The sequence below is a fragment of the Streptomyces sp. NPDC021212 genome (assembly GCF_044332925.1).
Taxonomy (GTDB): Bacteria; Actinomycetota; Actinomycetes; order Streptomycetales; family Streptomycetaceae; genus Streptomyces.
In genome coordinates, this window is record NZ_JBIRPZ010000007.1 from 1 (window position 1) to 26,093 (window position 26,093).

Annotated in this window: 24 protein-coding genes and 1 pseudogene; 17 read left to right on the forward strand and 8 right to left on the reverse strand. The window is 72.1% G+C overall.

The features are described from left to right. Positions 1 to 80: 80 nt before the first annotated feature. A pseudogene (locus ACH4SI_RS19500) lies at positions 81 to 440 on the reverse strand (hypothetical protein); the annotation flags it as partial. 138 nt (positions 441 to 578) lie between these two features. On the opposite strand from ACH4SI_RS19500, the gene ACH4SI_RS19505 reads away from it, so the two are divergent. The 3 genes from ACH4SI_RS19505 to ACH4SI_RS19515 all read left to right on the forward strand — a co-directional run bounded on the left by ACH4SI_RS19505 (position 579) and on the right by ACH4SI_RS19515 (position 3,127). Then, positions 579 to 1,346: a maleylpyruvate isomerase family mycothiol-dependent enzyme gene (locus ACH4SI_RS19505; RefSeq protein ID WP_398297145.1), complete on the forward strand. Its 768-nt coding sequence runs from the start codon at positions 579 to 581 to the stop codon at positions 1,344 to 1,346. Between the two features lie 208 nt (positions 1,347 to 1,554). Next, positions 1,555 to 2,490: a hydroxymethylbilane synthase gene (gene hemC / locus ACH4SI_RS19510; RefSeq protein WP_398297147.1), complete on the forward strand. Its 936-nt coding sequence runs from the start codon at positions 1,555 to 1,557 to the stop codon at positions 2,488 to 2,490. Positions 2,491 to 2,626: 136 nt separating this feature from the next. Then, complete coding sequence (locus ACH4SI_RS19515) at positions 2,627 to 3,127, forward strand: hypothetical protein (RefSeq protein WP_398297149.1); 501 nt, start codon at positions 2,627 to 2,629, stop codon at positions 3,125 to 3,127. Between the two features lie 24 nt (positions 3,128 to 3,151). Here the strand turns inward: ACH4SI_RS19515 and ACH4SI_RS19520 are convergent, their stop codons facing one another. Both ACH4SI_RS19520 and ACH4SI_RS19525 read right to left on the reverse strand, forming a co-directional pair. Beyond that, positions 3,152 to 4,564, reverse strand: coding sequence for a phytoene desaturase family protein (locus tag ACH4SI_RS19520; protein ID WP_398297965.1), 1,413 nt, complete (start codon positions 4,562 to 4,564; stop codon positions 3,152 to 3,154). Positions 4,565 to 4,703: 139 nt separating this feature from the next. Further along, the gene (locus tag ACH4SI_RS19525; RefSeq protein WP_398297151.1) at positions 4,704 to 5,531 is read right to left on the reverse strand and encodes an inositol monophosphatase family protein; all 828 of its coding nucleotides are present in this window, start codon (positions 5,529 to 5,531) and stop codon (positions 4,704 to 4,706) included. Between the two features lie 191 nt (positions 5,532 to 5,722). Here ACH4SI_RS19525 and ACH4SI_RS19530 point away from each other — a divergent pair, with 191 nt between their 5' ends. The 9 genes from ACH4SI_RS19530 to ACH4SI_RS19570 all read left to right on the forward strand — a co-directional run bounded on the left by ACH4SI_RS19530 (position 5,723) and on the right by ACH4SI_RS19570 (position 15,372). Further along, a complete protein-coding gene (locus ACH4SI_RS19530) occupies positions 5,723 to 6,604 on the forward strand; it encodes a transketolase (RefSeq protein WP_398297153.1) in 882 nt (293 codons plus the stop codon). Next, positions 6,601 to 7,572 carry a transketolase family protein gene (locus tag ACH4SI_RS19535; RefSeq protein ID WP_398297155.1) on the forward strand — a complete coding sequence of 324 codons (972 nt, stop codon included), beginning with the start codon at positions 6,601 to 6,603 and terminating at the stop codon, positions 7,570 to 7,572. Before ACH4SI_RS19530 ends, ACH4SI_RS19535 begins: the two co-directional genes overlap by 4 nt. After that, on the forward strand, positions 7,559 to 9,121 hold the full coding sequence (locus tag ACH4SI_RS19540; protein ID WP_398297157.1) for an FGGY family carbohydrate kinase: 1,563 nt from the start codon (positions 7,559 to 7,561) through the stop codon (positions 9,119 to 9,121). The genes ACH4SI_RS19535 and ACH4SI_RS19540 overlap by 14 nt, the downstream gene beginning before the upstream one ends. Continuing rightward, positions 9,118 to 9,906: an SDR family oxidoreductase gene (locus ACH4SI_RS19545; RefSeq protein WP_398297159.1), complete on the forward strand. Its 789-nt coding sequence runs from the start codon at positions 9,118 to 9,120 to the stop codon at positions 9,904 to 9,906. The genes ACH4SI_RS19540 and ACH4SI_RS19545 overlap by 4 nt, the downstream gene beginning before the upstream one ends. Positions 9,907 to 9,940: 34 nt before the next feature. Then, on the forward strand, positions 9,941 to 10,963 hold the full coding sequence (locus tag ACH4SI_RS19550; protein ID WP_398297161.1) for an ABC transporter permease: 1,023 nt from the start codon (positions 9,941 to 9,943) through the stop codon (positions 10,961 to 10,963). A gap of 61 nt (positions 10,964 to 11,024) precedes the next feature. Next, positions 11,025 to 12,002: a sugar ABC transporter substrate-binding protein gene (locus ACH4SI_RS19555; RefSeq protein ID WP_398297163.1), complete on the forward strand. Its 978-nt coding sequence runs from the start codon at positions 11,025 to 11,027 to the stop codon at positions 12,000 to 12,002. 25 nt (positions 12,003 to 12,027) lie between these two features. Further along, positions 12,028 to 13,533, forward strand: coding sequence for a sugar ABC transporter ATP-binding protein (locus tag ACH4SI_RS19560; protein ID WP_398297165.1), 1,506 nt, complete (start codon positions 12,028 to 12,030; stop codon positions 13,531 to 13,533). Positions 13,534 to 13,540: 7 nt separating this feature from the next. Further along, positions 13,541 to 14,572, forward strand: a complete 1,032-nt coding sequence (locus tag ACH4SI_RS19565; RefSeq protein WP_398297167.1) for a sugar-binding transcriptional regulator — start codon at positions 13,541 to 13,543, stop codon at positions 14,570 to 14,572. Positions 14,573 to 14,604: 32 nt separating this feature from the next. Further along, positions 14,605 to 15,372 (forward strand): SDR family oxidoreductase, encoded by a 768-nt coding sequence (locus ACH4SI_RS19570; RefSeq protein WP_398297169.1) that lies wholly within the window; start codon positions 14,605 to 14,607, stop codon positions 15,370 to 15,372. Between the two features lie 29 nt (positions 15,373 to 15,401). On the opposite strand, the gene ACH4SI_RS19575 is transcribed toward ACH4SI_RS19570, so the two are convergent. The 3 genes from ACH4SI_RS19575 to ACH4SI_RS19585 are packed head-to-tail and all read right to left on the reverse strand — an operon-like array spanning position 15,402 to position 18,320. Beyond that, the gene (locus tag ACH4SI_RS19575) at positions 15,402 to 16,217 is read right to left on the reverse strand and encodes a sugar phosphate isomerase/epimerase family protein (RefSeq protein ID WP_398297171.1); all 816 of its coding nucleotides are present in this window, start codon (positions 16,215 to 16,217) and stop codon (positions 15,402 to 15,404) included. Between the two features lie 29 nt (positions 16,218 to 16,246). Beyond that, entirely contained in the window at positions 16,247 to 17,167 is a 921-nt protein-coding gene (locus ACH4SI_RS19580; protein ID WP_398297173.1) for a sugar phosphate isomerase/epimerase family protein, read from the reverse strand. A 4-nt stretch (positions 17,168 to 17,171) separates the two neighbouring features. Beyond that, positions 17,172 to 18,320: a Gfo/Idh/MocA family protein gene (locus tag ACH4SI_RS19585; RefSeq protein ID WP_398297967.1), complete on the reverse strand. Its 1,149-nt coding sequence runs from the start codon at positions 18,318 to 18,320 to the stop codon at positions 17,172 to 17,174. 141 nt (positions 18,321 to 18,461) lie between these two features. Here ACH4SI_RS19585 and ACH4SI_RS19590 point away from each other — a divergent pair, with 141 nt between their 5' ends. From ACH4SI_RS19590 to ACH4SI_RS19610, 5 genes are all read left to right on the forward strand, one after another. Continuing rightward, a complete protein-coding gene (locus tag ACH4SI_RS19590) occupies positions 18,462 to 19,745 on the forward strand; it encodes an ROK family protein (RefSeq protein WP_398297175.1) in 1,284 nt (427 codons plus the stop codon). Between the two features lie 152 nt (positions 19,746 to 19,897). Beyond that, complete coding sequence (locus ACH4SI_RS19595; RefSeq protein WP_398297177.1) at positions 19,898 to 21,022, forward strand: Gfo/Idh/MocA family protein; 1,125 nt, start codon at positions 19,898 to 19,900, stop codon at positions 21,020 to 21,022. Between the two features lie 59 nt (positions 21,023 to 21,081). After that, positions 21,082 to 22,407, forward strand: a complete 1,326-nt coding sequence (locus ACH4SI_RS19600; RefSeq protein ID WP_398297179.1) for an MFS transporter — start codon at positions 21,082 to 21,084, stop codon at positions 22,405 to 22,407. A gap of 246 nt (positions 22,408 to 22,653) precedes the next feature. Further along, positions 22,654 to 23,460, forward strand: coding sequence for a hydrolase (locus ACH4SI_RS19605; RefSeq protein WP_398297181.1), 807 nt, complete (start codon positions 22,654 to 22,656; stop codon positions 23,458 to 23,460). A gap of 134 nt (positions 23,461 to 23,594) precedes the next feature. After that, positions 23,595 to 24,023 (forward strand): hypothetical protein, encoded by a 429-nt coding sequence (locus ACH4SI_RS19610; RefSeq protein WP_398297183.1) that lies wholly within the window; start codon positions 23,595 to 23,597, stop codon positions 24,021 to 24,023. A 585-nt stretch (positions 24,024 to 24,608) separates the two neighbouring features. On the opposite strand, the gene ACH4SI_RS19615 is transcribed toward ACH4SI_RS19610, so the two are convergent. Further along, a complete protein-coding gene (locus tag ACH4SI_RS19615) occupies positions 24,609 to 25,211 on the reverse strand; it encodes a TolB family protein (protein ID WP_398297185.1) in 603 nt (200 codons plus the stop codon). An 83-nt stretch (positions 25,212 to 25,294) separates the two neighbouring features. Then, on the reverse strand, positions 25,295 to 26,065 hold the full coding sequence (locus ACH4SI_RS19620) for a polysaccharide lyase (protein ID WP_398297187.1): 771 nt from the start codon (positions 26,063 to 26,065) through the stop codon (positions 25,295 to 25,297). Between the last annotated feature and the right edge of the window lie 28 nt (positions 26,066 to 26,093).

The following is a 26,093-nucleotide window of genomic DNA, read 5'->3' on the forward strand; positions in this document are numbered from 1 at the left end:
AGACCGACGGTTCTCCCGAAAGACAGCCGAAGCGCCAGTGAGTCCTCGAGTCAGGTCTCCAGGCGGTGCCACCGCAATCATCACTGTGAGTCCTGTTTCCAGGACAACTGTCGCTCAGCCGCGCGCTCCGAACGGTGTTGGGCTCGCTGGTCGCCCGCGTTCGCTCCGCTGCCGGGCGGCACGGATCTCGTCCGTGGTCCGGGAAGGCGGGGGCGGGGTCCCTCACGCCGTCGGGCATCCGGTCGGGCCTGGACGGTCCGATGCCCCACGGCGATCTTCCCCAAGCTCTCGGCTTCGCTCGAGCAGGGGAGACCTCATTGGTCGTCGTGGGGCGGTGCCGTCCGTCGCCGGATCGGATGCCCGAGGGCGCGTCGCCCGATCGCGATGCTGCCCGCATCGTGCCGGGAAACCTTGCGGTTGCTGGTAGTGAGGGGCTGCTGCTTCCGCTCGTGTCGTTGCAAGCTCCGCACGCACGTCCCGGCCACCGGCATCAGGCTCACTCAGAGCGCCCAGCACGCCTACTGCCGGGCGGTCTTAATCGAGTGCGAGAGTTCCGGTCCGGGTGATACATGGTCTGTGTGACTGAGCATCTCCACTTACCCACCCTGCTGCGGATGATTGACGAGCGGTCCGCCGCGTTCCGCGCCACCGTCGCCGCGGCCCCCAGCCTCGACGCCGACGTCCCGTCCTGCCCGGGCTGGACGCTGTACGACCTGGCGAACCACCTCAGTGAGGGGGACCGCTTCTGGGCCTACATCGTGCTGAACACCGCGCCGGGCGACGAGCGGCCGAGCAAGGACGGGCTGGCGGCGCCCAGGGAGCGCGAGGCCCTCATAACCTGGCTGGCCGACTCGACGGAGCAGTTGCTTACTGCTCTGCGCGAGGCCGGCCCGGACCGGGGCTGCTGGGCCTGGTGGGAGCCGCTGGCCTCGCCGCACACGGTGGCCGCCGTGGCCCGCCGCCGCGTCCCGGAGTCGCTGATCCACACCTACGACGCCCAGCTGGCCTCCGGTACCCCGCAGGAGCTGCCGACGACCGAGGCGGGCGACGCCATCGAGGAGTTCCTCGCCACCGTCTGCACCGGCACGGTCCCGTGGCCGGGCGAGCCCGCCACCATGGACTACCACGCAGCCGAGGCTGGCTCCTGGCGCCAGACGGTGGACGCCGCCGGTTCCCGCTTCACCCGCCTCACCGCGGCGGAGGCCGCGGAGAGCAAGCCCACCGCCGCCATCTACGGCACGGCGAGCGAGATGGCCCTGCTCATGTACATGCGCATCCCGGCCGGCTCGCTGCGGATGGAGGGCGACGCCGACCTGCTCCAGCAGCTGCAGGACTGGGACTCATAGGACTCCGTCAGGTCTTCCGGTTCGAGCTGGAGCCCGGCCGAACGACGACCCGGCCGAGCGGTTCCGGGCGCGGTGCCGCGGTGTGGTGGTCGTGCCGTACGACGAACATCTGACGATCCCGGGCGAGATCGACCTCGCGGCGCTGGTCGCGGAGGGGTTCCCGGGGGCCGGGCAATAGGGCCCCCGCGGAGGGCCTATCCTCTACGCCATGTCGTCCGCCGAACTCATCCGCATCGTCTCCCGTTCCTCCCCCATGGCCCTGGCCCAGGTCGAGCGGGTCCGCACCGAACTGGCCGCCCTGCGGCCGGGTATCCGTACGGAGGTCGTGCCGGTCACCACCTCCGGCGACCGGTGGATGGGCGACCTGTCGAAGCTCGGCGGTAAGGGCGCGTTCACCAAGGAGGTGGACGCCGCGCTGCTGGCGGGCGAGGCGGATCTCGCGGTGCACTGCATCAAGGACGTGCCTGCCGACCGGCCGCTGCCCGCGGGCACGGTCTTCGCGGCCTACCTCAAGCGGGACGACATCCGGGACGCGGTGATCCATCCCGAGGGGCTGACGCTGGACCAGATGCCGGAGGGGACCAGGATCGGCACCTCGTCCGTGCGGCGCGTCGCCCAACTGGCCGTCACCCACCCGCATGTGGAGTGCGTCCCGATGCGCGGCAACGCCAACCGGCGGCTGGAGAAGCTGGCGGCGGGCGACTGCGACGCGCTGATGCTGGCCGTCTCCGGGCTGGAGCGGATCGACCGTACGGACGTGATCACCGAGATCCTTCCCGTGGAGACGATGTGCCCGCCCATCGGGGCCGGGGTGCTGGGGCTGCAGTGCCGGGAGGACGACACCGCCACCATCGACGCGGTCGCCGGGCTCGGTGACGCGGACGTGTGGAAGGAGATCACGGCCGAGCGGATGCTGCTCCACGTGCTCCAAGGGCACTGCAACTCCCCCATCGCGGGCTTCGCCAAGGCCGAGCGGGACGGGCGGCTGTCGCTGCGCGCCCGGGTCTTCAGCCCGGACGGCAAGACGGTGCTGGACGCCCACGAGTGGGCGGGCCCGCTGGACCCGGCCACCCTGGGGACATCGGTCGCGGTGGCGCTGCTGCGGCAGGGCGCGCGCGAGGTCATCGACACCATCCCGCACTAGGATTTCCGCACTTTACGATCTCGATCGGTTTTGTAGGCACGCACCGTAGGTCATGGCGGACCGGGTCGCGACTGGGCAGCCTTGGATGCGTTTTCAGCGCATTCGTACCCATCCGACCTCCGGGAGGACGACGGACATGACCTCGACGACGAACCGGGCCGAGCAGGGCCCTCGCCGACGCGGCCTGCGGCGCACACTCCGCGGCGCCGCCCTCGCGTTCGGACTGGCGGCCCTCACCCCGCTCACGGCCGAGGCCGCGCCCGGGCAGAGCGCGAGCTACGGCACTCTGCCGGGCGAGGGCCGCTACCCCGAGCAGACCGCGTGCGCGGGCCGCTACACCCAGCCGAAGGTGCCCGGCGGGGCGACGAAGAAGGCGGTGTACCAGGGGCACACGATCACGCTCAAGTACTTCCGCAACTCCGGCTGCGGCTCGTACGCCCGTATCGAGAACGCCCCGCAGGGCTGTGCGGCGCACAGCAATCGGCTCGACGGTTCCAAGATCGTGTGGGTGCTGGAGACGGTCGACCCGGGCAGCACCTCGGCGAACACCAAGGTGCTCGGCAACCCCGACGGCCGCCCGAGCCGGGCCGTCCTGATCTGCGACAACCAGACCCTGGCCGCGACCGCCTGGTATTAGGGCCGGTGCACGCCGGTGGACCCGCTAACCGGCGGGTCCCCGCAGCCGCCGCCACACCGCGCGCGCCGCGTGGTGGCCGGACATGCCGTGGACGCCGGGGCCAGGCGGGGTGGCGGAGGAGCAGAGGAAGACCGCGGGGTGGGGCGTGGCGTAGGGGACGCGGGCGAGCCGGGGGCGGATGACGGACTGAAGGCCCTCGAAGGCGCCGCAGGCGATGTCGCCGTCGATGTAGTTGGCGTTGCGGGCGGCGAGTGCGGGGGGACCGGCGACCGCACGGGCGAGCACCAGGTCGCGGAAGCCGGGGGCGAAGCGGTCGAGCTGGCGCTCGATGGCGTCGGTGAGGTCGCCCGTCCAGCCGCTGGGGGCGTGGCCGTAGACCCAGAACGTGTGCTTGCCCTCGGGGGCGCGGGTCGGGTCGATCAGGCTGGGCTGGGCGGAGATCAGGAAGGGGACGGCCGGGGGGTGGCCGTCGAAGGCGGAGCGCAGGGCGGTGCCGATCTCGCCCGCGGTCGGGCCGATGTGGACGGTCCCGGCGCGGCGCGCCTCCGGCGCGGTCCACGGCATCGGGCCGTCCAGCGCGTAGTCGATCTTGAAGGCGCCGGGCCCGTAGCGGTAGCGCCGGTACGCGTTGCCAAGACCCGCGATCCGGGCGAGGGCGCGCGGTGAGGTGTCGAAGATGTACGCGCGGGCCGGGGGCAGCTCGTCGAGCCGCTTGACCTGCGCGCCGGTGTGGATGACCCCGCCGTGTTCGCGCAGGTACGAGCCGAGCGCGTCCGCGATCGACTGGGAGCCGCCGCGCGGGACCGGCCAGCCGACCTCATGGGCCGCGATCGCGAAGATGAGGGCCAGGCCGGCGGTGGCCGGGCCGCTGGTGGGGGCGATGGCATGGCCGGCGAGCCCGGCGAGTATGGCCCGCGCCTTCTCGCCGTGGAAGCGACGGCTGAGGAGCGAGACCGGCAGGACCGCGTTCAGCCCGAAGCGGGCCCAGGTCAGCGGGTCGCGCGGGACCCCGTCCCACTGGGCGCGCAGCACATCGGGAGCGAATGTGGCCCAGCGGCCGACGTACGGCGCGACCAGGCGCCGGTACGCGCCCGCGTCGCGCGGGCCGAGTGACCGGGCCGTCTCGCCGACCGAGCGGGCCAGCACGGCGGCGCTGCCGTCCAGGAACGGGTGGGCGAGCGGCAGCTCGGGGTGCAGCCACTCCAGGCCGTGCCGGGCGAGCGGCATCCGGTCGAACGCCGGGGAGCCGATGGCGAGGGGGTGCACGGCGGAGCAGGGGTCGTGCCGGAAGCCGGGCAGGGTCAGCTCTTCGGTGCGGGAGCCGCCGCCGATCCCGTCGGCGGCCTCGAAGATCTCCACCGCGCAGCCGCGGCGGGCGAGTTCGACCGCCGCGGTCAGCCCGTTCGGCCCGGCCCCCACCACTACCGCGTCGAGCATCGACGGCACGTCGGCCTCCTCCTCGTCATTGAGGTCCTCGTCCTCAGGGGGTGTCTTGCCGATCATGCCGGGCTCCCGACGCCTGGCATGATCGGCAAGACACCCCCTGGCCCGGCCCATGAGGGGCCGGCGAATCCACTCAGCCGGCGGCGGCCAGCAGGCCCAGGATATGCCGTACGGTCGCCTCGTTCCGCGCCGCCGTGAAGGGAAGCGCGTTGCCTCCGGCGATACGGAACGGCTCGCCCGAGAGCGTCACGCTCGCCCCGCCCGCCTCCGCGACCAGCAGCAGCCCGGCGGCGTGATCCCAGGCGTTCTCCCAGGTGAAGGCGATCGCGTCGAGCCGGCCACGGGCGATGTTCAGATATTCCAGACCGGCCGAGCCGCAGGGGCGCGGCTCCACGCCGTCGGTCCGCAGCCCGGCCAAGGCGCGCTTCTCCAGGTCGGTGGTGAAGTCGTAGTGGGATATGGCGACTTCGAGGGGCTTGCCGGGCTCCGGCGCACCGGCCCGGAGCGGCTCCCCGTTGAGCACCGCGCCGCCGCCGCGGCGCGCGACGGCCATCAGGTCCTGCGCGGGGGCGTAGGTCCAGGAGGCGAGAAGCTCGCCGTGGTGGGCGAGGGCGACGAGGGTCGCGAAGCCCGGCTCGCCGTGGACGAACTGCCGGGTGCCGTCCACCGGGTCGACGATCCATACGGGCGCGTCGCCGCGGAGGTGGGCGAGGAGGCCGGGATCGGCGTGCACCCCCTCCTCGCCCACCACGACCGACCCGGGCAGCAGCGCGGTGAGCGAGGCCGTCAGGTGCTCCTCGGCCTGCCGGTCGGCGGTGGTCACCAGGTCGTGCGGGCCCTTCTTCTCCACGATCTCGTGGGCGGCGAGCTGCCGGTAGCGCGGCATGATCTCCACGGCGGCCGCGGTGCGCACCGCCTGCTCCACCTCGGAGAGATCACTGGCGAGAAAGTCTTCGAACATTCGCTCATGGAATCACGTGCCGCCGACAGCCGGTGACCGGACGGCGGACTGACGATGGCATCGACGTGAACCGTTCCCAGGGAGCCGCGAGGAGCCCCTGCGCAACCCATTGACACCTGGCTGAAACGCGACCTACGTTTCCTGGCAACACAATTCACTAGTGAATAAATATTCACGCCAAGGACGTTCAGATGCTCAGCACAGACCCAGCCGGCGCCGAACGGTTCCGGGCGCGCCGCCGCCACATCGCCGATGAAGCCCCGGAAGCACAGGTCCGCGAGCTCCAACTGCTGGCCGCCGAGGTGCGCCGGGCCGTGGTGCACATGATCGACAAGGCACAACTCGGCCATATCGGCGGCGACCTGTCGGTGACCGACATCCTCGCCACCCTCTTCGGGCGGGTGCTCGACGTGGACCCGGCACAGCCCGACAGACCCGACCGCGACCGGTTCATCCTCAGCAAGGGGCACTGCGCGGCCTCCCTGTACGCCACGCTCGCCCACTGCGGCTACTTCCCGGTGTCCGAGCTGTCCACGTTCATGGCCCCGCTCTCCGCGCTCAACGGCCACCCGAACCGGACCAAGGTCCCCGGCGTCGAGACCAACACCGGACCGCTGGGCCACGGCTTCCCCGTCGCCGTCGGCTGCGCCCTGGCCGCCCGGCTCGCGGGCCGCTCGTACCGCACGTACGTCGTCCTCGGCGACGGCGAGATGCAGGAGGGCAGCAACTGGGAGGCGGCCATGACCGCCGCCCACTACGACCTCGGCTCCCTCACAGCGATCGTCGACCGCAACCGCCTCCAGCAGGGCGCCCGCACCGAGGAGACCAAGCGCCTGGAGCCGCTGGCGGAGAAGTGGACCAGCTTCGGCTGGGAGGCGCGCGAGGTGGACGGGCACGACCACGCGGGACTGCTGCACGCGCTGCGCCCCTCCCCCGCCGGCCGGCCGGTCGCGGTGATCGCGCGGACCGTCAAGGGCAAGGGCGTGTCGTTCATCGAGGACCGGGTCGAGTGGCACCACAAGGTGCCCGACGCCGGACAGGTGCGCACCGCCCTGGAGGAGCTGAGCCGATGACGACCGGACTCATACCCGAGAACGCCGCACAGACCTACGACTGCCGCCAGGCGTTCGCCGAGGAGCTGATCGCCCTGGCCGCCGAGGACCCGCGCGTCGTCGCCGTCTGCAACGACTCGGTGGGATCGAGCAACCTGGTGCGCTTCCGGGAGCTGTACCCCGAGCGCCTGATCAACGTCGGCATCGCCGAGCAGGACCTCGTGGGCGTCGGGGCCGGGCTGGCCAACGGCGGGCTCATCCCCTTCGTGAGCGCGGCGGGCCCGTTCCTCACCGGCCGGGCCACCGAGCAGATCAAGACCGACGCCGCCTACAACGGGCTGCCCGTCGTCCTGTGCGGCCAGAGCCCCGGCCTGGCGTACGGGGAGCTGGGGCCGACCCACCACTCCATCGAGGACCTGTCGTGGATGCGGGCCATCGCGGACCTCGCCGTCGCGGTCCCGGCCGACCCGGCCCAGACACGCGCCGCCGTCCGCTGGGCCGCCGCCCACGACGGCCCGGTCTACCTGCGCATCCCACGGTTCAAGATCCCCGCCGTCACCCCGCGGGACGCGCCGTTCCAGCCCGGGCGGTCCCTCCAGCTGACCGAAGGGGACGACGTCACGGTGATGGCCGTCGGCACGTTGGTCTCCCGGGCGCTCACCGCCGCCGAGACGCTGCGCGCCGAGGGCATCGGCGTCCGCGTGCTGAACATGACCTTCGTCGAACCGATGGACATCGACGCGGTGCTGCGCGCCGCCCGCGAGACCCGCGGCATCGTGACCGCCGAGGAGGCGACCACCACGGGCGGGCTCGGCGCGGCGGTGGCCGGCGTCGTCGCCCAGAACCGTCCGGTGCCCATGCGGATCCTGGGAGTGCACCGGAGGTTCGCGCCCACCGGCAGCGCCTCCTTCCTGCTGGAACACTTCGGCCTGACCGCCGACGGCATCGCCGTCGCCGCCCGGGAGCTGCTGTCCCATGAGCACCGCTGACCCGCTCGTCCTCGCCATCGACCAGGGCACCAGCGCGACCAAGGCGATCCTGGTCGACCGGGGCGGGGACATCGTCGCCCACGGCTCGGTCCCCCTGGAGCTGTCCACCCCGGCACCGGGGTGGGTGGAACAGTCGGCGGAGGAGATCTGGGCCGGCTGCGGGCGGGCCGTCGCCGCCTGCCTCGTCGGCCAGGACGCCTCGCGCGTCGCCGCCATCGGCCTGAGCACCCAGCGCGAGTCGCTGCTGCTGTGGGACCGGGCGACCGGGGAACCGCTGAGTCCGCTGGTGAGCTGGCTGGACAAGCGCACCGCGGGCGACCCGGCGCTGCTGCGGGCCGTCCCCCACGCGGAACTGGTCCGCGAGATCAGCGGGCTGCCGCTGGACCCGATGTTCTCGGCCCCGAAGGCCGCCTGGCTGCTGGACCGGTACGACCCCGACCGCCGCCGCGCCCGTGCGGGCGAGCTGTGCCTGGGCACGGTCGACTCCTGGCTGCTGTTCAAGCTCGGCGGCGCCCATCTCATCGAGGTCGGCAACGCGGCGCGCACCCAGCTGCTCGATGTGCGCCGGTGCGCCTGGGACCGGCGGCTGACCCGGATCTTCGACGTACCGCCGGAGGTGCTGCCCCAGGTCGTACCGTCACAGGGCCCGTTCCCCGGCACCCGCGGGCTGGCACCGCTGCCCGACGGGGTGCCGGTGACCGCGGTCCTCGGTGACTCCCACGCGGCGCTGTTCGCCCACGCGGGCTGGGCGCCGGGGACGGTCAAGGCGACGTACGGCACCGGGTCGTCGGTGATGGCCGTGGTTCCCTCCGCGGCCCAGGTCTCCTCCGGGCTGTGCCTGACCGTCGCCTGGCAGACAGGTTCCAGCCCGACGTGGGCGGTGGAGGGGAACGTCCGCTCCACCGGCGCCACCGTGAACTGGCTGGCGGGCGTGCTCGGCCACGGCCCCGGCGAGCTGGCGGAGCTGGCCGCCGACAGCAGCGAGGGCGTGGTCGTCGTCCCCGCCTTCGGCGGTCTTGGCGCGCCCTGGTGGGACGAGAACGCGGTGGGCCTGATCAGCGGGCTCACCCTGGGCACCCACGCCGGGCACCTCGCACGGGCCGCGCTGGAGTCGATCGCGTTCCAGGTCGAGGACGTGGTGGCGGCCGTCGAGCGGGAAACCGGCCCGGTCACCCGGCTGCTCGCGGACGGCGGGCCGACCGGCAACCCGGTGCTGATGCGGCTCCAGGCCGACACCAGCGGGCGGCGCGTCGAACGGGCCCTGGCCCGCGACCTGTCGGCCCTCGGCGCCGCCCATCTCGCGGGGCTGACCCGCGGGGTGTGGGACCGGGCCGCCCTGGAGCGGCTGGACCGGCCCCGCGAGACCTACGCGCCGGACGGCGACGAGACCACCCGGGCCGGGAGGCTCGCGCATTGGCACACGGCGGTACGCCGGGCCCGCCTCCAGGCCATCACCGGCGACGACACCCCGTCGGCCGGCGACGGCGCCCCGCCCACCGCCGTACCGCACCGCACCCCCGAACCCTCGGCCGCCCAAGGAGCGTCATGACAGCGCGATACGCGGGACAGGGCGTCGTGGTCACCGGGGCCGCGCGCGGCATCGGCCTGGGGATCGCCGCCCGGTTCGCCGACGAGGGCGCCGATGTCCTGCTGGTGGACACGGCCGCCTCCGTCGAGGACACGGCCGCGGAACTGGCCGCCGACAGCGGCACCCGCACCCTCGGCGTCCGGGCCGACATCACCTCGCCCGAGGACGTGGCCCGCGCCTTCGCGCTCGCCGAGTCCACCTGGGGACGGCTGGACGTCCTGATCAACAACGCGGGCGTCATCACCATCAGCAGGCTCGAAGAGCTGACCCACGACGACTGGCAGAAGGTCCTCGCCGTCAACACCACCGGCACCTTCCTGTGCGCCCAGGCCGCGGCGGCCGCCATGCGGCGGTACGGACACGGCGGGCGCATCCTCAACGCCGCCTCGGGACAGGCGCGGCAGGGGTTCGTCTACACACCGCACTACGCGGCCAGCAAGTTCGGAGTGGTCGGCCTCACCCAGTCCCTGGCCAAGGAACTCGCCGCGGACCGGATCACGGTCAACGCCTACTGCCCCGGAATCGTCGGCAGCGAGATGTGGGACTACAACGACCGCGCGTGGGGGCGGCTGCTCGGCGGCTACGCGCCCGGGGAGCTGATGGCCGAGTGGGTCGCGGGAATTCCCCTCGGCCGCGCCGGAACCCATGACGACATCGCCAACCTGCTGCTCTTCCTCGCCTCGCGGGAGGCGGAGTACATCACCGGCCAGACGATCAACGTCGACGGCGGGATGTTCATGAACTAGCTCCGACGACGTCGGAGGACCCTCGGAGGTTTCGATGAGCACGACCGGCAACGCCGCACCGGCTGTTGACGCTCCCCCACCCCCCTCGGACACCCACCGCCTCCAGCTGCCGTCCTGGGTGACGGGCGTCCTCACCGGATCGCGCGGCCCCGCCCTCGGCCTGCTCGCCATGTGCGTCGTCTTCTTCATCGCGACGCCGTACTTCCTCACCCAGAGCAATCTGCTCAACATCGTCGACCAGACCGCCGTCCTCGGTCTGCTCGCGCTCGGCATGACCGCGGTCATCGTGATGGGCGGCATCGACCTGTCCGTCGGCTCCGTACTGGCCCTCGCGACCATGGTGGTCGGCTGGCTCTCGCACGACCAGGGATGGCCGCTGTGGCTGAGCGCGGTGACCGCGATCGCCGTCGCGGGCGGATGCGGGCTCGCCAACGGGCTGGGCATCACCTACACCAAGCTGCCACCGTTCATCGCCACGCTGGCCATGATGTCGATCGCCCGCGGCCTGGCCAACGTCATCACCGACGGGCAGCAGATCGTCGGCTTCCCCGACTGGTTCGACAACCTGTCCACCAACCGGTACATCGGCGTCTTCACCGCGTGCACCGCCGTACTCGGCGCCCTGTACGTGGCGGGGTGGGCGTACATGCGCTACCGCAGCGGCGGCCGCGCCCTGTACGCGATCGGCGGCAGCGCCGAGGTCGCCCGGCTCGCCGGGATCAAGGTCAAGAAGCGGACCGTGCTCGTCTACACGGTGACCGGTCTGCTGGCGGGCCTGGCCGGGGTCTTCCTGACGATGCGCCTGGACTCCTCCCAGCCGAGCGCGGGCACCGGCTACGAACTCGACACCATCGCCGCCGTGGTGATCGGCGGGGCCAGCCTCAGCGGCGGCGTCGGCTCGATCACCGGAACCCTGTTCGGCGTCCTCATCATCGGGGTGCTGCGCAACGGCCTCAACCTGCTGGGGGTCTCGCCGTTCATCCAGCAGATCGTCATCGGCCTGGTGATCGCGCTGGCCGTCATGCTCGACGTGCTCCGCCGCCGCGAAGCGCGCTGACGCTCCCCCTCCTCCTCTCCTCTTCTCTCCCCCCCGGGCACAAGCCAAGGAGTTGGTTCCCATGAAGACACGAGCGACCACACGCGTGGTGATAGCCACCGGGATCGCGGCCACCCTGGTGGTCGGCGCCACCGCCTGCGGACGCGGCGGCAGTGGTGCGAAGACCGCCGACGGCAAACAGATCACCATCGGGCTGGCCGTGGCCAACCTCCAGGCCGACTTCTTCAACCAGATCAAACAGTCGGTGACCGCCGAGGCGAAAAAGAAAGGCATCAAGGTCGTCGTCTCCGACGCCCACGGCGACGCGGCCACCCAGGTCAACCAGATCCAGGACTTCATCAGCCGTCAGGTGAGCGCCATCATCTACATCCCGGCGGGCGCGACGGCGGCCGGCGTCCCCGTGAAGGCGGCCAACCGCGCCAAGATCCCGGTGGTCACCGTGGACCGCAACCCACCCGGCGAGCCCGGCAAGTCGTTCATCGCCAGCGACAGCGTCGCGGCCGCGCGGACGCTGGGCGGCTACGTGGCCAAGGAGTCCGGCGGCAAGGGGCAGCTCGCCATCCTCCAGGGCCAGATCGGCACCACCCCGCAGGTGGACCGGCAGAAGGGGTTCGGCCAGGCGCTCAAGAAGGCGCCCGGTATCAAGGTGGTGTCCCAGCAGCCCGCCGACTGGGCGCAGGACAAGGCGTACTCCGTCGCCCAGGACATGCTCCAGGCCCACCCCGGCATCGACATCCTGTGGGGCCAGGCCGACGCGATGGCGCTCGGCGCCGCCCAGGCCGTCAAGGCGACCGGCTCGCACAAGAAGCGCCTGATCGTCGGCTTCGACGGCGACATCGCCGGGCTCAAGGCCGTCCGACAGGGCACCATCGACGCCACCATGGTGCAGCAGACGCGCAAGATGGGCCGGATGTCGGTGAACACCGCCGTGGACATCATCAAGGGCAAGAAGGTCCCCGCCGTACAGCTCCAGCCCGCCTTCCTCCTGACCAGCAAGGACAAGGAGAAGGCCACCCAGTACATCAACACCCACCCGTAAAACGAGGCGTGGAGGAGACACGGCGATGAGTTACGCCGACGAGCACCCGGCCGCGGGGCCCTCCCAGGGCCTGGTCGTACGGGGGATATCCAAGCGGTTCGGGGTCACCCAGGCGCTGGACCGGTTCGACCTGGAGGTACGCCCCGGGGAAGTGGTGGCGCTGCTCGGCGAGAACGGCGCGGGCAAGTCCACCGTGTCCAACGTCATCGCGGGCACCTTCCCCTCCGACACCGGCGGGATGACCTGGCAGGGGCGGCCGTACGAGCCGAAGACCCCCGGGGACGCCATCAGCCACGGCATCGGCCTCATCCACCAGGAGATGCGTCTGCTGCCGGACCTGTCCGTGGCCGAGAACGTCTTCCTCGGGCGGCTGCCGCGCCGGGGCGGGCGCGTCGACCGCGGCGAGATGAACCGGCGGGCCCGGGAACAGCTGCGGCGCCTCGGCCTCGACATCTCCCCGACCCGCCTGGTGCGCACCTTGCGGGTGGCCGAGCAGCAGCAGGTCGAGATCGCCAAGGCGCTGACCCTGAACGCGCGGCTGCTGATCCTCGACGAGCCGACGGCCGCGCTCGGCGGCGAGGAGACCGACCACCTCTTCGAGCGGATCGACGCCCTCCGCGGCGAGGGCATGTCGTTCGTCTACGTGAGCCACCGGCTGGAGGAGATCGCCCGCATCTGCGACCGCATCGTGGTGATGCGCGACGGACAGCTCGTCGCCGCCCACGACACCGCGCAGGTGCCGGTGGTGCAACTGGTGGAGGAGATGGTCGGGCGCAGCATCGAGCGCATCTTCCCCGACACCGGCACCGCCCGTCCCCGGGAGGTGCTCCAGGTGCGGAACCTGACCGGCCCGTCCTTCCAGGACGTGTCGTTCACCGTCCACGAGGGCGAGGTCCTCGGCGTCGCGGGCATCGTGGGGGCGGGCCGCACCGAGTTGGTGCGGGCCGTCGCGGGCGTCGACCCGGTGACCGGAGGCACGGTGGCCGTCGAGGACCGGGCGCTGCGACTGCGCGGGCCCAAGGACGCCATCGACGCCGGTGTGGTGCTGGTGCCCGAGGACCGCAAGGGCCAGGGCGCGGTCCTGGACCTGTCGATCGGCGACAACGTGGCCCTCCCCAACCTCGACCGCATCGCCCGCCGGGGCTGGCTGAGCCCGCGCCGGGTGGCGGCGGTGGCCGGGGAGTCCATCAGCCTGCTGACCGTCAAGGGGCGGGCCGGACAGCCGGTGCGGACGCTGTCCGGCGGCAACCAGCAGAAGGTCGTCATCGCCAAGTGGCTGGAGCGCAAGCCCAAGGTCGTCATCCTGGACGAGCCGACCCGCGGCATCGACGTCGGCGCGCGGGCCGCGATCTACGAGGTCATCGCCGACCTTGCCCGCTCCGGCATGGCGATCGTCGTGGTCAGCTCCGACCTCGACGAGGTCCTGGGGCTTTCCCACCGGGTGCTCGTCCTCAGCCGGGGACGGCAGCGGGGCATCCTCCCGGCGGCCGAGGCCACCGACGCCGCGGTCATGCGCCTGGCCACGGCATGATGCCGATATGAACCACCGCAACCGGACCGGCAACCCCGTGACCCGCACCACACGCATGGCCACCAGCGACGAGCAGTTGCGGCTGATGACCCGGATCGCCCGGCTCTACCACGAGCAGGGTATGCGGCAGCCGCGCATCGCCGAGGAGCTGCACATCTCCCAGGCGCGTGTCTCCCGGCTGCTCACCCAGGCCGCCAAGCTCGGCATCGTGCGCACCATCGTGGTGCCGCCCGAGGGGGTCTTCGCCGAGCTGGAGGAGGAGATCGCGGCCCGGTACGGGCTGCGCGACGTGGTGGTCGTCGATGTCGAGGGCGAGGCCGACTCCGTCATCCCGGCGCTCGGCGCGGCGACCGCGGTCTATCTGGAGACCACGCTCATGGAGGGCGACCGGCTGGGCATCTCCTCGTGGAGCGCCACCCTGCTCGCGGCGGTCGAGGCCATGCGCTCCCGACCGGGCGGGCGCTTCCTTGAGGAGGTCGTCCAGCTGATGGGCGGGGTGGGCGATCCGCAGGTCCAGGTCCAGGCGACCCGGCTGATGGGGCGACTCGCCGAACTGACCGGTGCGGAACCGGTGTTCATGTCGGCCCCCGGGCTGGTCGCGGGCGCCACCGTACGGGACGCCATCCTCGCCGACCCCAAGGTGAGCAACGTGGCCGCGGCGTGGAAGAACCTCACCATCGCCATCGTGGGCATCGGCAGCCTCGACCCCTCGCCGCTGTTGCGCCGCAGCGGCAACATCTTCTCCGACGACGACCAGGAACAGCTGCGCGGGCTCGGCGCGGTGGGCGACATCTGCCTGCACTTCTTCGACGAGCACGGCACCCTGCTCGACACCGAGCTGAACGACCGCGTCATCGGCATCACCCCCGACGTCTACCGCGCCGTGCCGCGCCGCGTCGCGGTGGCCGGCGGCGACCGCAAGTACGCGGCGATACGGGCCGCGGTGCTGGGCGGCTGGGTCGATGTCCTGATCACCGACCTGGGCGTGGCCCGCCGACTGGCCGGCCGCCCCGACCGAACCGAACGACAAGCGCCGTAGCGACGGCCGCACCCACCTTTCGAGGAGTCCTCATGCCCGTCCCCTCCTTCCGTCTCGACGACAGCGTGGCCCTGGTGACCGGAGCGGGCAGCGGCATCGGCCGGCGGCTGGCGATCGGGCTCGCCGAGATGGGGGCCGACGTCGGATGCCTGGACCTGCCGCACAGCGATCTGGCCGGTACGGTCGAGGCGATCGGGGACGCGGGGCGGCGCGCGGTCGCCCTCCCCGCCGATGTGACCAGGGCGGAGGACCTGGCGGAAGCGGTGGCCGTGGCCGAACGCGACCTGGGCCCCCTCCGGCTGGCGGTCAACGCCGCGGGCATCGCCAACGCCTCTCGGGCCGAGGACATGCCGCCGGAGCAGTGGCAGCAGGTCGTGGACGTCAACCTCACCGGGGTGTTCCTGTCCTGCCAGGCCGAGGGCCGGGCGCTGCTGCGCAACGGCGGCGGCTCCATCGTCAACATCGCGTCCATGTCGGGCACCATCGCCAACCGGGGGCTGACCCAGGCCCACTACAACGCGTCGAAGGCCGCCGTGATGCACCTGACGAAGAGCCTGGCCACGGAGTGGTGCACCCGCGGCATCCGGGTCAACAGCGTGAGCCCCGGCTACACGGCCACGCCGATGAACCTGCGCCCCGAAGTGGCGACACGCGTCGCCCAGTTCGAGGCGGACACCCCGCTGGGCCGGATGGCGACGGTGGACGAGATGGTCGGGCCGACCGTGTTCCTGCTGAGCGACGCGGCGAGCTTCGTCACCGGTACGGACCTGCTGGTGGACGGCGGGGTCACCTGCTGGTGACCCCGCCGCGGGGGGTCGCCGCACGAGGTTCAGGCCCAGCGCGACAGGCCCGCCTCGGCCAGCCAGGCGGCGTTGCCGGCCAGCAGCTCGAACGGGTCGTGGTCGGTGACGTCGATCTCCGCGACGTGCCAGACCGGACCGGGCCCCGCGGCGCGGACGGCCGCCGGGGTGTCCACGTCACCGGTGCCGAGCGGGGTCTGCGGCGCGCCGCGCCGCGCGGGGCCGTCCTTGAGGTGGACGGACACGGCGCGGGCGCCGAGCCGGGCCAGCACCTCGGTGGGGGAGGCTCCGGCCACGGTCGCCCAGTAGACGTCGAGTTCGGCGAGGATCGCGTCGTCCGCCGCCGCCCAGAACGCGTCGTAGCCGCTGCGCCCGTCGGGCAGCGCCGCCCATTCGAAGTCGTGGTTGTGGTAGCCCAGCCGCAGCCCGGCACCGGCCAGGGCCGCCCCGGCCGCGTTCACCGCGTCCGCGAAGGCCGCCACCCGGCCGGGGTCGCCGAAGTCGTCCTCGCTGAAGCCGCTGACGAGCCGGGGGTGCGGCACGAACACCGTGTCCGCGCCGATCTCCGCGCACTCCTCGGCCAGGGAGCCCACCGCGTCGGGCAGCCCGGCGTGGGTGGCCGAGACCCGCAGGCCCGCGGCGTCCAGCCCGCGCCGCAGCGCCTTGGCGGCCACCAGCCGGTCCGCGGCGCTGCGGTCCGGGGACCCGAGGCCGAAGGGCTCGACGTAGCGGAAGCCGATCTCCGCCAGGCGGGCCAGGGTGCGGTCCTGGTTCTCGGCGAGCGCGTCCCGGACGCTGTAGAGCTGCACGGACAACAGACCGTGCCGGTCACCTTGCTGATCCATGGTGCTTCCTCTCCCGTACGACGTCGTCGTCAGCCGATGACCAGCGGACGCAGGGTGCGGTGGGCGATCCGCAGCCCCTGGATGACCTTCTCGTCCGTCCCGCCCCAGACCGGGTCCTCGTGCTCGACGGAGAGCGTTCCGGTGAAGCCGTGCTCGTAGAGGCGGTCCACGACGCGCGTCCAGTCGACCTGGCCGAGCCCCGGCACCCGGTAGCGCCACCAGCCGTTGTCCCACGGGTCGGGGCGGCCGACCGCCTTGCCGAAGAAGCCGTACCGGTCGAGGTCCCCGCTGCCCAGCTCGACGTCCTTGGCCTGGGCGTGCACGATGCGGTCGATGTAGGGCGCGATGGTCTTCACCGGGTCGATGCCGATCCAGGTGAGGTGCGAGGGGTCCCAGTTGAGGTAGAGGTCCAGGGAGAACATCCACTCCCACAGCTCCGGGGAGTAGGCCAGGTTGCCCGGATAGCCGTCGGGGTGCCAGCCCTCCATGACGCAGTTCTCGATGATGATTTTCACGCCGCGCTCGCCCGCGTAGTCGACCAGTTCGGGGAAGACCCGCTCGGCCTCCTTGAGGTTGTCCGCGACCGGCTTGGTCCAGTCCCGGCCGATGAACGTGCCGACGTAGGGCACGCCGAGCGCCGAGGCCGCGTCCACCGCGTGCTTGAAGTGGGTACGGATCTCCGCCCGGCGCTCGGTGTCGGGGTGCAGCTGGTTCTCGTAGTAGGCGAGCGCGGACAGTTCGAGGCCGTGCTTGGCGAACAGCGCGAGCGTCTCCTCCGCGCGCGCCGCCGGGAAGTCGGCGACGGGCAGATGGCTCGCCTCGAAGTCGCGGCCGCCGGTCCGCGGCCAGACGGCGACCTCCAGCGCCTCGTAGCCGTTGCCGGACGCCCACTCCGCGATGCGCGGGAGGGACCAGCCGGGGAGACATGCCGTCAGGAACCCGAGTTTCATGCGTTCATACCTCTGTCCACGAGCCGTTACGGGAGGATCGGAGAACCGCCTCGGTGATGCGGGCGGCGCGCAGTCCGTCGTCGAAGGTCGGCAGGCCCTCCGGCCGGTCGCCTCGAACCGCGGCGTAGGTGTCGGCGACGAACGCCTCGAAGCACTGCGCGTACCCCTGGGGGTGCCCCGGGGGCAGTACCGAAAGCCGCCGCTGTTCGGCCGAGCCGCGCCCGGGGTCGCGGCTGACGACCCGGGCGCCGTCCTCGCCGCCCAGCCAGATGGTCTCCGGGTTCTCCTGGTCGAAGACCGCGCTGGCCCGCGCGCCGTCCAGCTCGAACCACAGCCGGTTCTTCCGCCCGGCGGACACCTGGGAGACGGTCGTGGACGCCAGGACGCCGGAGGCGGTGCGCAGCAGCAGCGCGGCGCAGTCCTCCGTACGGACGTCCATGTACTCCCCGGCGCCGGGGCCCTCCGCGTCCGGGGCCCCCTCGAACGTATGCGCCCCGGCGGCGGGCCGCTTGTCCACGGCGACCGACATCGAGGCGGTGACCTCGGCGAACCGTTCGCCCGACACCCACTCGACCAGATCGCACCAGTGGGAGCCGATGTCCGCGAAGGCCCGGGATGGGCCCCCGGCCACCGGGTCCACCCGCCAGCCGGACGCCTGCGGCGAGAGCATCCAGTCCTGGAGGTAGCTCCCGTGGATCAGGTGCCAGCCGCCGAACTCGCCGTCGATCCGGCGCGCCCGGATCTCCCGGACCAGGGGGTGGTAGCGGTAGACGAAGGGGACGGCGGCCACCAGCCCGCTGTCGCGGGCCGTCTCCGCCATGCGCTCCGCGTCGGCGACGGAGACCGCGAGGGGTTTCTCGCACACCACGTGCTTCCCGGCGGCGAGGGCGCGCAGCGCGTAGGACGCGTGGGTGGCGTTGGGCGAACAGATGTGGACCACGTCCACGGAGTCGTCGTCGAGGACCGCGTCCAGGGACGGATAGGCGGGGACGCTCCACTCCGCGGCCACCTGGGCGGACCGTGCGGGTGTGGAGGCCAGGACGCCGGTGACGCGGGCGCCGGCCACCGCCGCGGCCCTGCGGTGGATCGCGCCGATCATCCCGGCACCGACGAGGGCGGTGCCGATTGCTGTGCCGTGCTGTGGGGGTGTGATGACAGCCCTCCCAGGAGGAACGTCTGCGGGGCGGTTTCGTCCGGCGGTGAGCCTAAGACAGCGATTACCGCCTCACAAGACATTGAATTCTGCATCTTGTGAGTCATAAAAGGCGGCGGAATTGCGGTACGGTGGCCCGCCATGGGAGCGCAGAGCACGACGGACCCCCGCCCGATACCCCGGCTGTCGATCGCCGGACTGCGGCCGCAGAACACCGGCGGCCCCGTCCACAGCTCGCTGGCCCGGCTCATCGCCTCCGGCCTCGCCGACAGCCGCGCCGACCTGGTCAAGGCCACCGGCCTGGCCCGCTCCACGGTGACCCGGCACCTCGACACCATGATCGACGCCGGGGTGGTCACCGAGGGCGGCACCGTCGCCCGGCCCGGCCGCGGCCGCCCGCCGCTGCGGCTGGCCCTCAACCCACGGGCCGGGGTGGTCGCGGTGGCCGACGTCGGCGCGCACAGCGCCCGGCTGGCGCTCGCCGATCTGTCGCAGAACCTCCTGGCGCAGGAGGAGATCGCGCTGAAGGTGGCGCAGGGCCCCGAGGCGACGCTCGATCTGCTGACGGAACGGCTGCGCCACACGCTGGCCGAGTCGGCGGGGGCCGACCACCCGTCCGCCCTTGTCGTCGGCCTCCCCGGGCCCGTCGACGCGCGCGCCGGTACGCCCGTACGGCCACCCATCATGCCGGGCTGGGACGGCTTCCCGGTCGGCCGGACCATGGCCGAGCGGTTCGGTTGCCGGACCTTCGTCGACAACGATGTGAACCTCATGGCCCTCGGCGAGGCCCGCGCGCTGCCGGAGGGCGAGGCGCCGCTGCTCTTCATCAAGATCGGCACCGGTATCGGCGGCGGCCTCATCTCGGCCTCCGGTGAACTGCACCGCGGCGCGGAAGGAGCCGCGGGCGACATCGGCCACCTGCGGGTGCCCGGCGCCGACGACACCGTGTGCAGCTGCGGCAACATCGGCTGCGTCGAGGCCGTGGCGTCGGCCACCGCGATGGCGGCCCGGCTCGGCCGGGAGGACGCGGGCCTCGCCGAGCACGAGCGGCCGCGTGGCGCCGCCGACCTGGCCCGGCTCGTCCGCGACGGCCACCCCGGAGCCGTACGCGTCGTCCGCGAGGCCGCGACCACCATCGGCGAGGTGGTGGCGCTGCTCGTGCACGTCTACAACCCGGCGCGGATCGTGATCGGCGGGGCGATCGCCGCCGCCAGCGACGATCTGCTGGCCCGGATCCGCGGCGTCGTCTACCGGCGGGCGCTGCCGCTGGCCACCCGCCGGCTGACGCTGACCCAGAGCGTGCTGGGGATGTCCGCCGGGGTCGTCGGCGGGACCGTGGTCGGCGTGGAACACGTCCTCTCCCCCGAGGGCATCGGCGACGTGCTGGCGCGTCCCGTCGCGCACTCCGCCGCACATTCCGCCTGACCGGACCCTTGACCCCGCCGGGAAGTCGGTGCTTGCATGTCACACGTTTCAACGACAGCGGTTTCGTCCAACTCCGTTGCTCCGAGGCGTCGTTCAGCTGCGCGGCCCACCGCCGCCCCAGCGTCCGTCGCCCGCCACACACCGGGAGAGACATGGACGACACCACGCCGCGCGTCCCCATCGGCGTCATCGGCACCGGCTCGATCTTCAACGCCTACGCACTCGGCCTCTCGACCATCCCCCGCCTGCCCCTCGTGCGCGTCGCCGACCTCGACGGCGAGCGCGCCCGCGCCGCCGCCGCGGAGTGGAACATCCCGGCATGGGGCACGACCGAGGAACTGCTCGCCGACCCCGAGGTGCAGGTCGTCGTCAACATCACCCCGCCCAGGGCCCATGCGGCGCTGACCGACGCGGCCCTGCGCGCCGGAAAGCACGTGTACGTCGAGAAGCCGCTCGCCGCCACGGTCGACGAGGCCCGGCGGAACATCGAGACCGCCCGGGAGACCGGCATGCTGCTCGGCGGCGCGCCCGACACCTTCCTCGGCCCCTCCGGGCAGACGGCCCGCGCCGCCGTCGACGCCGGGCTGATCGGGCGTCCGTTCGGGGCGACGTCCTTCGTCCGCTCCTCGCGCGCCGAGACCTGGCACCCGGACCCCACGTTCCTGTTCACCGAGGGCGGCGGCCCGGTCCTGGACTGGGGCCCGTACCACATCGCCGCGCTGGTCAACCTGCTCGGACCGGTCAGCCGGGTGGTCGGGGCGACCACCCGCGCCGCCGACGAGCTGACCGTGACCGCCCCCGAGCGCCGCGTCGAGCGGATCGACGTCACCGTCGCCACCCACGCGACGGCGATCCTTCAGTTCGCCTCCGGCGCCCTGGCCACGGCCATGTACAGCTTCGACGTCTGGGACACCACCCTCCCCCACCTGGAGATCTACGGCACCGAGGGCACCCTCCAGGTGCCCAACCCCAACCGCTTCGACGACCCTGTGCTGCTGAAGCGGCGCGGTGACGACGAGTGGACCGAACTTCCCGCCGTGATGGACCCGCTCACCCCCGCGGGCGCCCGCGCCATCCGCGGCCCCGGAGTGCTGGACCTCGTACGCCACCTCGGCGGCGACCTCCACCGGGCCTCCGCCGACTTCGCGTTCCACGTGCTGGAGGTGCTGGAGCGGCTGGAGCGCATCGCCCCGGAGGACGGCGCCGTCGAGATCACCAGCACGGTGAAGCGCCCGGCACCGCTCCTCGACATCGACGCCGGGCCCCTGACCCGCTAGGCCCTGCCCACTCCTCCTCCCCTCCCCCCCACGGGACCTCATCCGCAAAGGAGCGGACGATGCTGTCTGCCCGGAAGCCCGGCGCCGCCACCCCCCACACCCCCGAAAGCCCCCATACCCCCGTGCCGCCGCACGGACCGGAACGGATCGCGAAGGCCACCGGCCAAGAGGTGAACGGGGTGTTCATCGCCCTGTTCATCCTCGCCTACATCGGCCTGTGGATCGCCCTGTGCACCCCCGCCTCGGTCACCCTGTCGCTCCGGGTCGCCGACCTCGACCCGGCCGGCAAGTCGGACAGCCTGTCGACCATCGCGGGCGCCGGTGCCTTCTGCGCGCTCGTGGCCAACCCCGTCTTCGGCAGGCTCAGCGACCTGTCCACGTCCCGCTGGGGCCGGCGCAGGCCGTACATCCTCGGCGGCATGGTCCTGGGATTCGGGGCACTGCTGGTGATGGGCACGGCACCCAACCTGTTCGTGCTGGGCCTCGGCTGGTGTCTGGCGCAGGTGCTGTTCAACGCGGCCCTCGCCGCCGCGACCGCGCTCCTGCCCGAGCGGGTGACGGACCGGTACCGGGGGCGGGTCTCCGGGCTGATGGGCACGACCACCCAGATCGGCATCGTCAGCGGCACGTTCCTCGTCCAGTTCACCGGGACGGACAACCTCTGGATGTTCCTCGCCCCCGGGCTCCTCGGCCTGGCCATGACCCTGGTCTTCGTCTGCTACCTCAAGGAACTGCCCCGCTCCCGGGCGGAACTCCCCCGGCTCCGGTGGGCGGACATCCCCAGCAGCATGTGGATCAACCCGGTGCGCCACCGCGACTTCGCCCGGGCCTGGTGCGGACGGTTCCTGACCTGGACCGGCGTCAGCTTCCTGACCACGTACAAGGCGTACTTCCTGATGGACCGGCTCGGCTACACCGCCGAGGACGCCACCCCCATCCTCTTCTGGTCGATGCTGCTGCTGGCCACCACGACCACCCTCAGCAGCTACACCGCCGGGTGGCTCTCCGACCGGCTGCACCGGCGCAAGGTCTTCGTCGCCGCGGCGTCCGTCGTCTTCGCCTGCGCCATGGTCGTGGTGGCCCTGGCCCAGTCGACCGAGATGTTCCTGGTGGGAGTGGGCCTCTCCGGGCTCGGCCAGGGCATGTACATGGGGGTCGACTACGCCCTCGTGGCCTCGGTGCTGCCGAACAAGGAGACCGAGGCCGCGAAGGGCATGGGCGTGTTCAACCTGTCCAGCACGATCCCCCAGACGATCGCCCCGATCCTCGCTCCCGTCTTCCTCGCCCTGGGCGGCGACGGAAACTACGCGGCCCTGTACGCCGCGGCGGCGGCCTTCTCCATCGCGGGCGCGTTCGCCATCCGCCTGGTACGCGGCGCCCGCTGACCGCGAGCCGGGGTCGTCCCCGACCACATGGACGCCGCCACCGGGCCGGCCGCATGCGCGACCTGCTGCGCCCGGGCGGCGTCCTCGCCGTCGTCGGGCTCGTCGTCGGCGCCGCCCACCGCCCCGGGAAGGGCCACTGGCAGCATCCGTGCTGCGGACAGGTTCCCGACTTGTCATGTCTCGGCTAACCTGGGGACACAGAACTTGGGAGCGCTCCCACACCCTCTGCCCCCGCCGGAGGACCCGATGACCCTCGTGTCGCACCGCCGTCGCACCGCGTCAGCCGCCGTCGCCGCCCTCGCCATGACGGGCCTCGCCGCGCCCGCCGCCTCGGCCTCCCCCCGCCCGGGGGCCGGGGCCGCTTGCAACGCCACCGGATTCTGCGAGGACTTCGAGTCCCAGACCGGCACCACCCCCGCCGGGCGCTGGACCACGGCGGTGGCCAACTGCTCGGGCACCGGCACCGCCACCGTCGACTCCACGGTGGCCCACACCGGCACCAAGTCGGTGCGGGTGACCGGCAGGGCGGGCTACTGCAACCACGCCTTCGCGGGGACCGCCCTGCCCGCCCTGCCCGCGACCGGCGACCTCTATGTACGCTTCTGGGTCCGCCACACCACCGCGCTGCCCGCCCAGCACGTCACCTTCGCAGCCCTGAAGGACCCGAACGACAACGGCAAGGACCTGCGCATGGGCGGCCAGAACAAGGCGCTCCAGTGGAACCGCGAATCGGACGACGCCACCCTCCCCGCCCAGAGCCCGGCGGGCGTCGCGCTCAGCACCCCGCTGCCCGTCAACACCTGGACCTGCCTGGAGTTCCGCCTCGGCCGCGCCGCGGGCCGCCTCGACACCTGGATGAACGGCACGCTCGTCACCGGCCTGGTGGTCGACGGCACCCCGACCCAGGACGTCGACCAGCAGTGGCTGGCCCGCGGCGGCTGGCGGCCCGCCCCGACCGATCTGCGGCTGGGCTGGGAGAGCTACGGCGAGGGCGACGACACCCTCTGGTACGACGACGTGGCCGTGGGCACCGCCCGCAACGGCTGCGCCTGATGCCGCGCGCGCATTTCCCGCCACCCGCACCGAAAAGCCCCTTCCGACCGGAAGGGGCTTTCGGCAATTCCGGATTGGCGCCAACAGCCGCTGCCCCGCTAGAATTTGAGTCAGCACCAAGAAAAGGGGAAGCAGTGGCAGTTCGCTTTGTTCAGGTTCCGGAAACCGAGAAGGACCAGGAAGGAGTTCAGGAAACCGTCACGCCGGTCGTCGTCAACGGACAGACGGTCGAGACGCGAATCTACGGACGCACGGTAATTCACTGTGACATCGAACCCGATGTCACCGAGGACGTGCATTCGGTGGAGATCGTGGTTCCCGTCTGGGCCGACGAGGAGTACGAAACCGGGGAGCAGAACGAGGACGGCAGCAACACCATCGCCGTGCGGCAGGCCCTGAAGACGGAGCGCCGGATCGTGGACCTGGGGCCGGATTCACTGAAGGCCCTTCAGGAAGCGCTCCAGCCCTTCTCGGTGGTGTCCAGGCCGGTGGAGGAGCCCACCTCCAAGAAGCGCGGACGCCCCGCCAAGAAGGCAGCCCAGACGCCTCCGAGCGCGAACTGATGCCCGTCGGGGCGGGAACGAAAACGGTCCCGCCCCGCCGTTCCCACGCGCGGCCGGCAAAGAAAGAATGCCGAGTGCGTCAGCAAGTAAAAACAGCACCGCGCCGCAGGCTGCAACCGCCCGTTCATCCATCAGAAGCCCGACGCCCAGCAACATCGCCCCGATCCAGCCGACCACCACCCAGGACCGGAAGGCGATATGGGCATCAATTCCCCGTAACGATGGCCAGGCACTTGACGCCGGGAACGCAAGGGCGAAAATAACCGCCTCACCGGTCAGAATGGTCGCGAAGAACGCCACGCTGAACTGTGCCGCGACGCCGTACACCGGCGGCACCGGGTTTTGCAGGAGTGGCAAGCGTGTGGCCGTTGCGGCCGCGTCGGCCGTCTCACCGTTCAGCCGCCGGGCGGTCCCGGTGGGGCGGCCGGCCGCGTCGAGGGCGCTGAGGTGCAGCGTGCCGCCGACGACGTACGCGGTGTGCCGGCCGTTCCGGCGCGTGGACGGGTCCGGCGTCGATGCGGTTGGCGAGGGACTTCCCCGGCACCGGTTCGTCGTAGTGGGGCTCACCGGTGGCGAGGTCGACGGTCAGGATCTGGTTGGTGCCCTCGCGGTACCGGGGGGACGGGCACCGGCGCGGCGCAGGACAGCCGGGTGCCGTCGGCCGAGAAGGTGGGCCTGCCGGGCGCGTTGAGCGGTCCGGTACCAGTAGGGCTGTGCCTCCTGGGCGGTGGCGTCGTCGCCGGGCGCCGCCCAGACGCGGGACGCACCGCTGTCGAGGTCGAGTACGTGGATCGCGTAGCGGCCCTCGGTCTCGGCCGTGTAGGCGATGCGCCTGCCGTCCGGGGAGAAGCGCGGCTCGCGGTGGTCAGCCGCGCCGGACGTCAGCCGGCGTGTCCCGGTGCCGTCGGCGCGCGCGAGCCAGAGAGGGAAGTTGCCGTCGGTGTAGCCCTGGAAGACCAGGTGGCGGCCGTCGGGCGAGAAGTCGGGTTCGGTCGCCTCCTGGTCGATGCCGGTCAGACGGATCGCCTCACCACCGCGGGCGGGGACCGACCACACCATGTTGAGCAGGTCCAGCACCACCGTCCGGCCGTCCGGCGACAGGGCGGCGGAGGCGTTGGTGGCCTGACCGACGACGATCCGCCGGGCGCCGTCCCCGGCCTCCTCGGCTCCCTCGGCCGCGTGCGCCACGGAGTCGATCCCGGTCAGCCGGCCACCCAGCCACAGCGATCCCGCCGCCGTGCCACTTCGCCGCAGTTCCGGGAAGTGGCGGGTCAGGTCCAGTTGGCCGGTTCGGCCAGGACGTACGACGAGGCGATGCGGTGCTGGTCGTGAAGGACCGTCAGGGTCGAGGGTCCGGCGGGCGTGCCGTCGCGCCATGCCGTGCAGTAGATGCCGCTGGACCAGCGGATGGTGCGGGAGGTGGACGGCAGCAGGGTGATGCCCGTCGAGCTGACCGTCTTCTTGCCGTTCAGCCAGACCTCGAAGGCGCCCTGGCCGCTGCCTGCGAGCTTGAGGCGTACGACGATACGGATCCAGGTTCCGCGCAGATCGGCGATCGACCCGACCGTGCCGGAGACCGCGCGGCCGCCGTACTGGATCATGTTGCCCATGACGAACATCAGCAGCCACGGGCCCTCCGGGTCCTCGGGGGAGAACTGCTGGAAGGTGACGTTCTGGTTGTGGAACCGCCAGTCGGAGCCCAGGTAAAGGGCCTGGCCGTAGTAGCGGTCCTCGCCGACGCTCTGGGCTCCCTGCCGGATGACTTCGCTGTGATAACCGCCGGTCTCGTTGATATAGGTCTGGGTCGCCGCGATGGCGTCGGCGCCCTTGTAGGTGGGGTTGTCGATGGTGGTGATGGTGCCCTGCTTCTGGGCGTAGCCCTTGTCCCAGCCCGCCACGCTGCCCCGGTTCTGGAAGAACACGCCCTCCGGCAGGTCGGCGGCGGCCGCCGGGCCGGAGGGCGTGATCGCGGCGAGGGGTCCGGCTAAGCCGAGACCTCCGAGCACTGTGAGCATCTGCCGTCTCTTCATGACTGACTTCATGCCGGAATGATGGGCTCGACCGCCTCAA

Excerpts from the sequence above, each read along its gene's own strand:
- ACH4SI_RS19525 (WP_398297151.1), bottom strand. The coding sequence starts at position 5,531 with ATGTTCGAAGACTTTCTCGCCAGTGATCTCTCCGAGGTGGAGCAGGCG.
- hemC (WP_398297147.1), top strand. The coding sequence starts at position 1,555 with ATGTCGTCCGCCGAACTCATCCGCATCGTCTCCCGTTCCTCCCCCATG.
- ACH4SI_RS19520 (WP_398297965.1), bottom strand. The coding sequence starts at position 4,564 with ATGCTCGACGCGGTAGTGGTGGGGGCCGGGCCGAACGGGCTGACCGCG.
- ACH4SI_RS19600 (WP_398297179.1), top strand. The coding sequence starts at position 21,082 with ATGCTGTCTGCCCGGAAGCCCGGCGCCGCCACCCCCCACACCCCCGAA.
- ACH4SI_RS19540 (WP_398297157.1), top strand. The coding sequence starts at position 7,559 with ATGAGCACCGCTGACCCGCTCGTCCTCGCCATCGACCAGGGCACCAGC.
- ACH4SI_RS19535 (WP_398297155.1), top strand. The coding sequence starts at position 6,601 with ATGACGACCGGACTCATACCCGAGAACGCCGCACAGACCTACGACTGC.
- ACH4SI_RS19545 (WP_398297159.1), top strand. The coding sequence starts at position 9,118 with ATGACAGCGCGATACGCGGGACAGGGCGTCGTGGTCACCGGGGCCGCG.
- ACH4SI_RS19530 (WP_398297153.1), top strand. The coding sequence starts at position 5,723 with ATGCTCAGCACAGACCCAGCCGGCGCCGAACGGTTCCGGGCGCGCCGC.
- ACH4SI_RS19555 (WP_398297163.1), top strand. The coding sequence starts at position 11,025 with ATGAAGACACGAGCGACCACACGCGTGGTGATAGCCACCGGGATCGCG.
- ACH4SI_RS19565 (WP_398297167.1), top strand. The coding sequence starts at position 13,541 with ATGAACCACCGCAACCGGACCGGCAACCCCGTGACCCGCACCACACGC.
- ACH4SI_RS19550 (WP_398297161.1), top strand. The coding sequence starts at position 9,941 with ATGAGCACGACCGGCAACGCCGCACCGGCTGTTGACGCTCCCCCACCC.
- ACH4SI_RS19575 (WP_398297171.1), bottom strand. The coding sequence starts at position 16,217 with ATGGATCAGCAAGGTGACCGGCACGGTCTGTTGTCCGTGCAGCTCTAC.
- ACH4SI_RS19590 (WP_398297175.1), top strand. The coding sequence starts at position 18,462 with ATGGGAGCGCAGAGCACGACGGACCCCCGCCCGATACCCCGGCTGTCG.
- ACH4SI_RS19560 (WP_398297165.1), top strand. The coding sequence starts at position 12,028 with ATGAGTTACGCCGACGAGCACCCGGCCGCGGGGCCCTCCCAGGGCCTG.
- ACH4SI_RS19620 (WP_398297187.1), bottom strand. The coding sequence starts at position 26,065 with ATGAAGTCAGTCATGAAGAGACGGCAGATGCTCACAGTGCTCGGAGGT.
- ACH4SI_RS19570 (WP_398297169.1), top strand. The coding sequence starts at position 14,605 with ATGCCCGTCCCCTCCTTCCGTCTCGACGACAGCGTGGCCCTGGTGACC.
- ACH4SI_RS19605 (WP_398297181.1), top strand. The coding sequence starts at position 22,654 with ATGACCCTCGTGTCGCACCGCCGTCGCACCGCGTCAGCCGCCGTCGCC.
- ACH4SI_RS19595 (WP_398297177.1), top strand. The coding sequence starts at position 19,898 with ATGGACGACACCACGCCGCGCGTCCCCATCGGCGTCATCGGCACCGGC.
- ACH4SI_RS19515 (WP_398297149.1), top strand. The coding sequence starts at position 2,627 with ATGACCTCGACGACGAACCGGGCCGAGCAGGGCCCTCGCCGACGCGGC.
- ACH4SI_RS19580 (WP_398297173.1), bottom strand. The coding sequence starts at position 17,167 with ATGAAACTCGGGTTCCTGACGGCATGTCTCCCCGGCTGGTCCCTCCCG.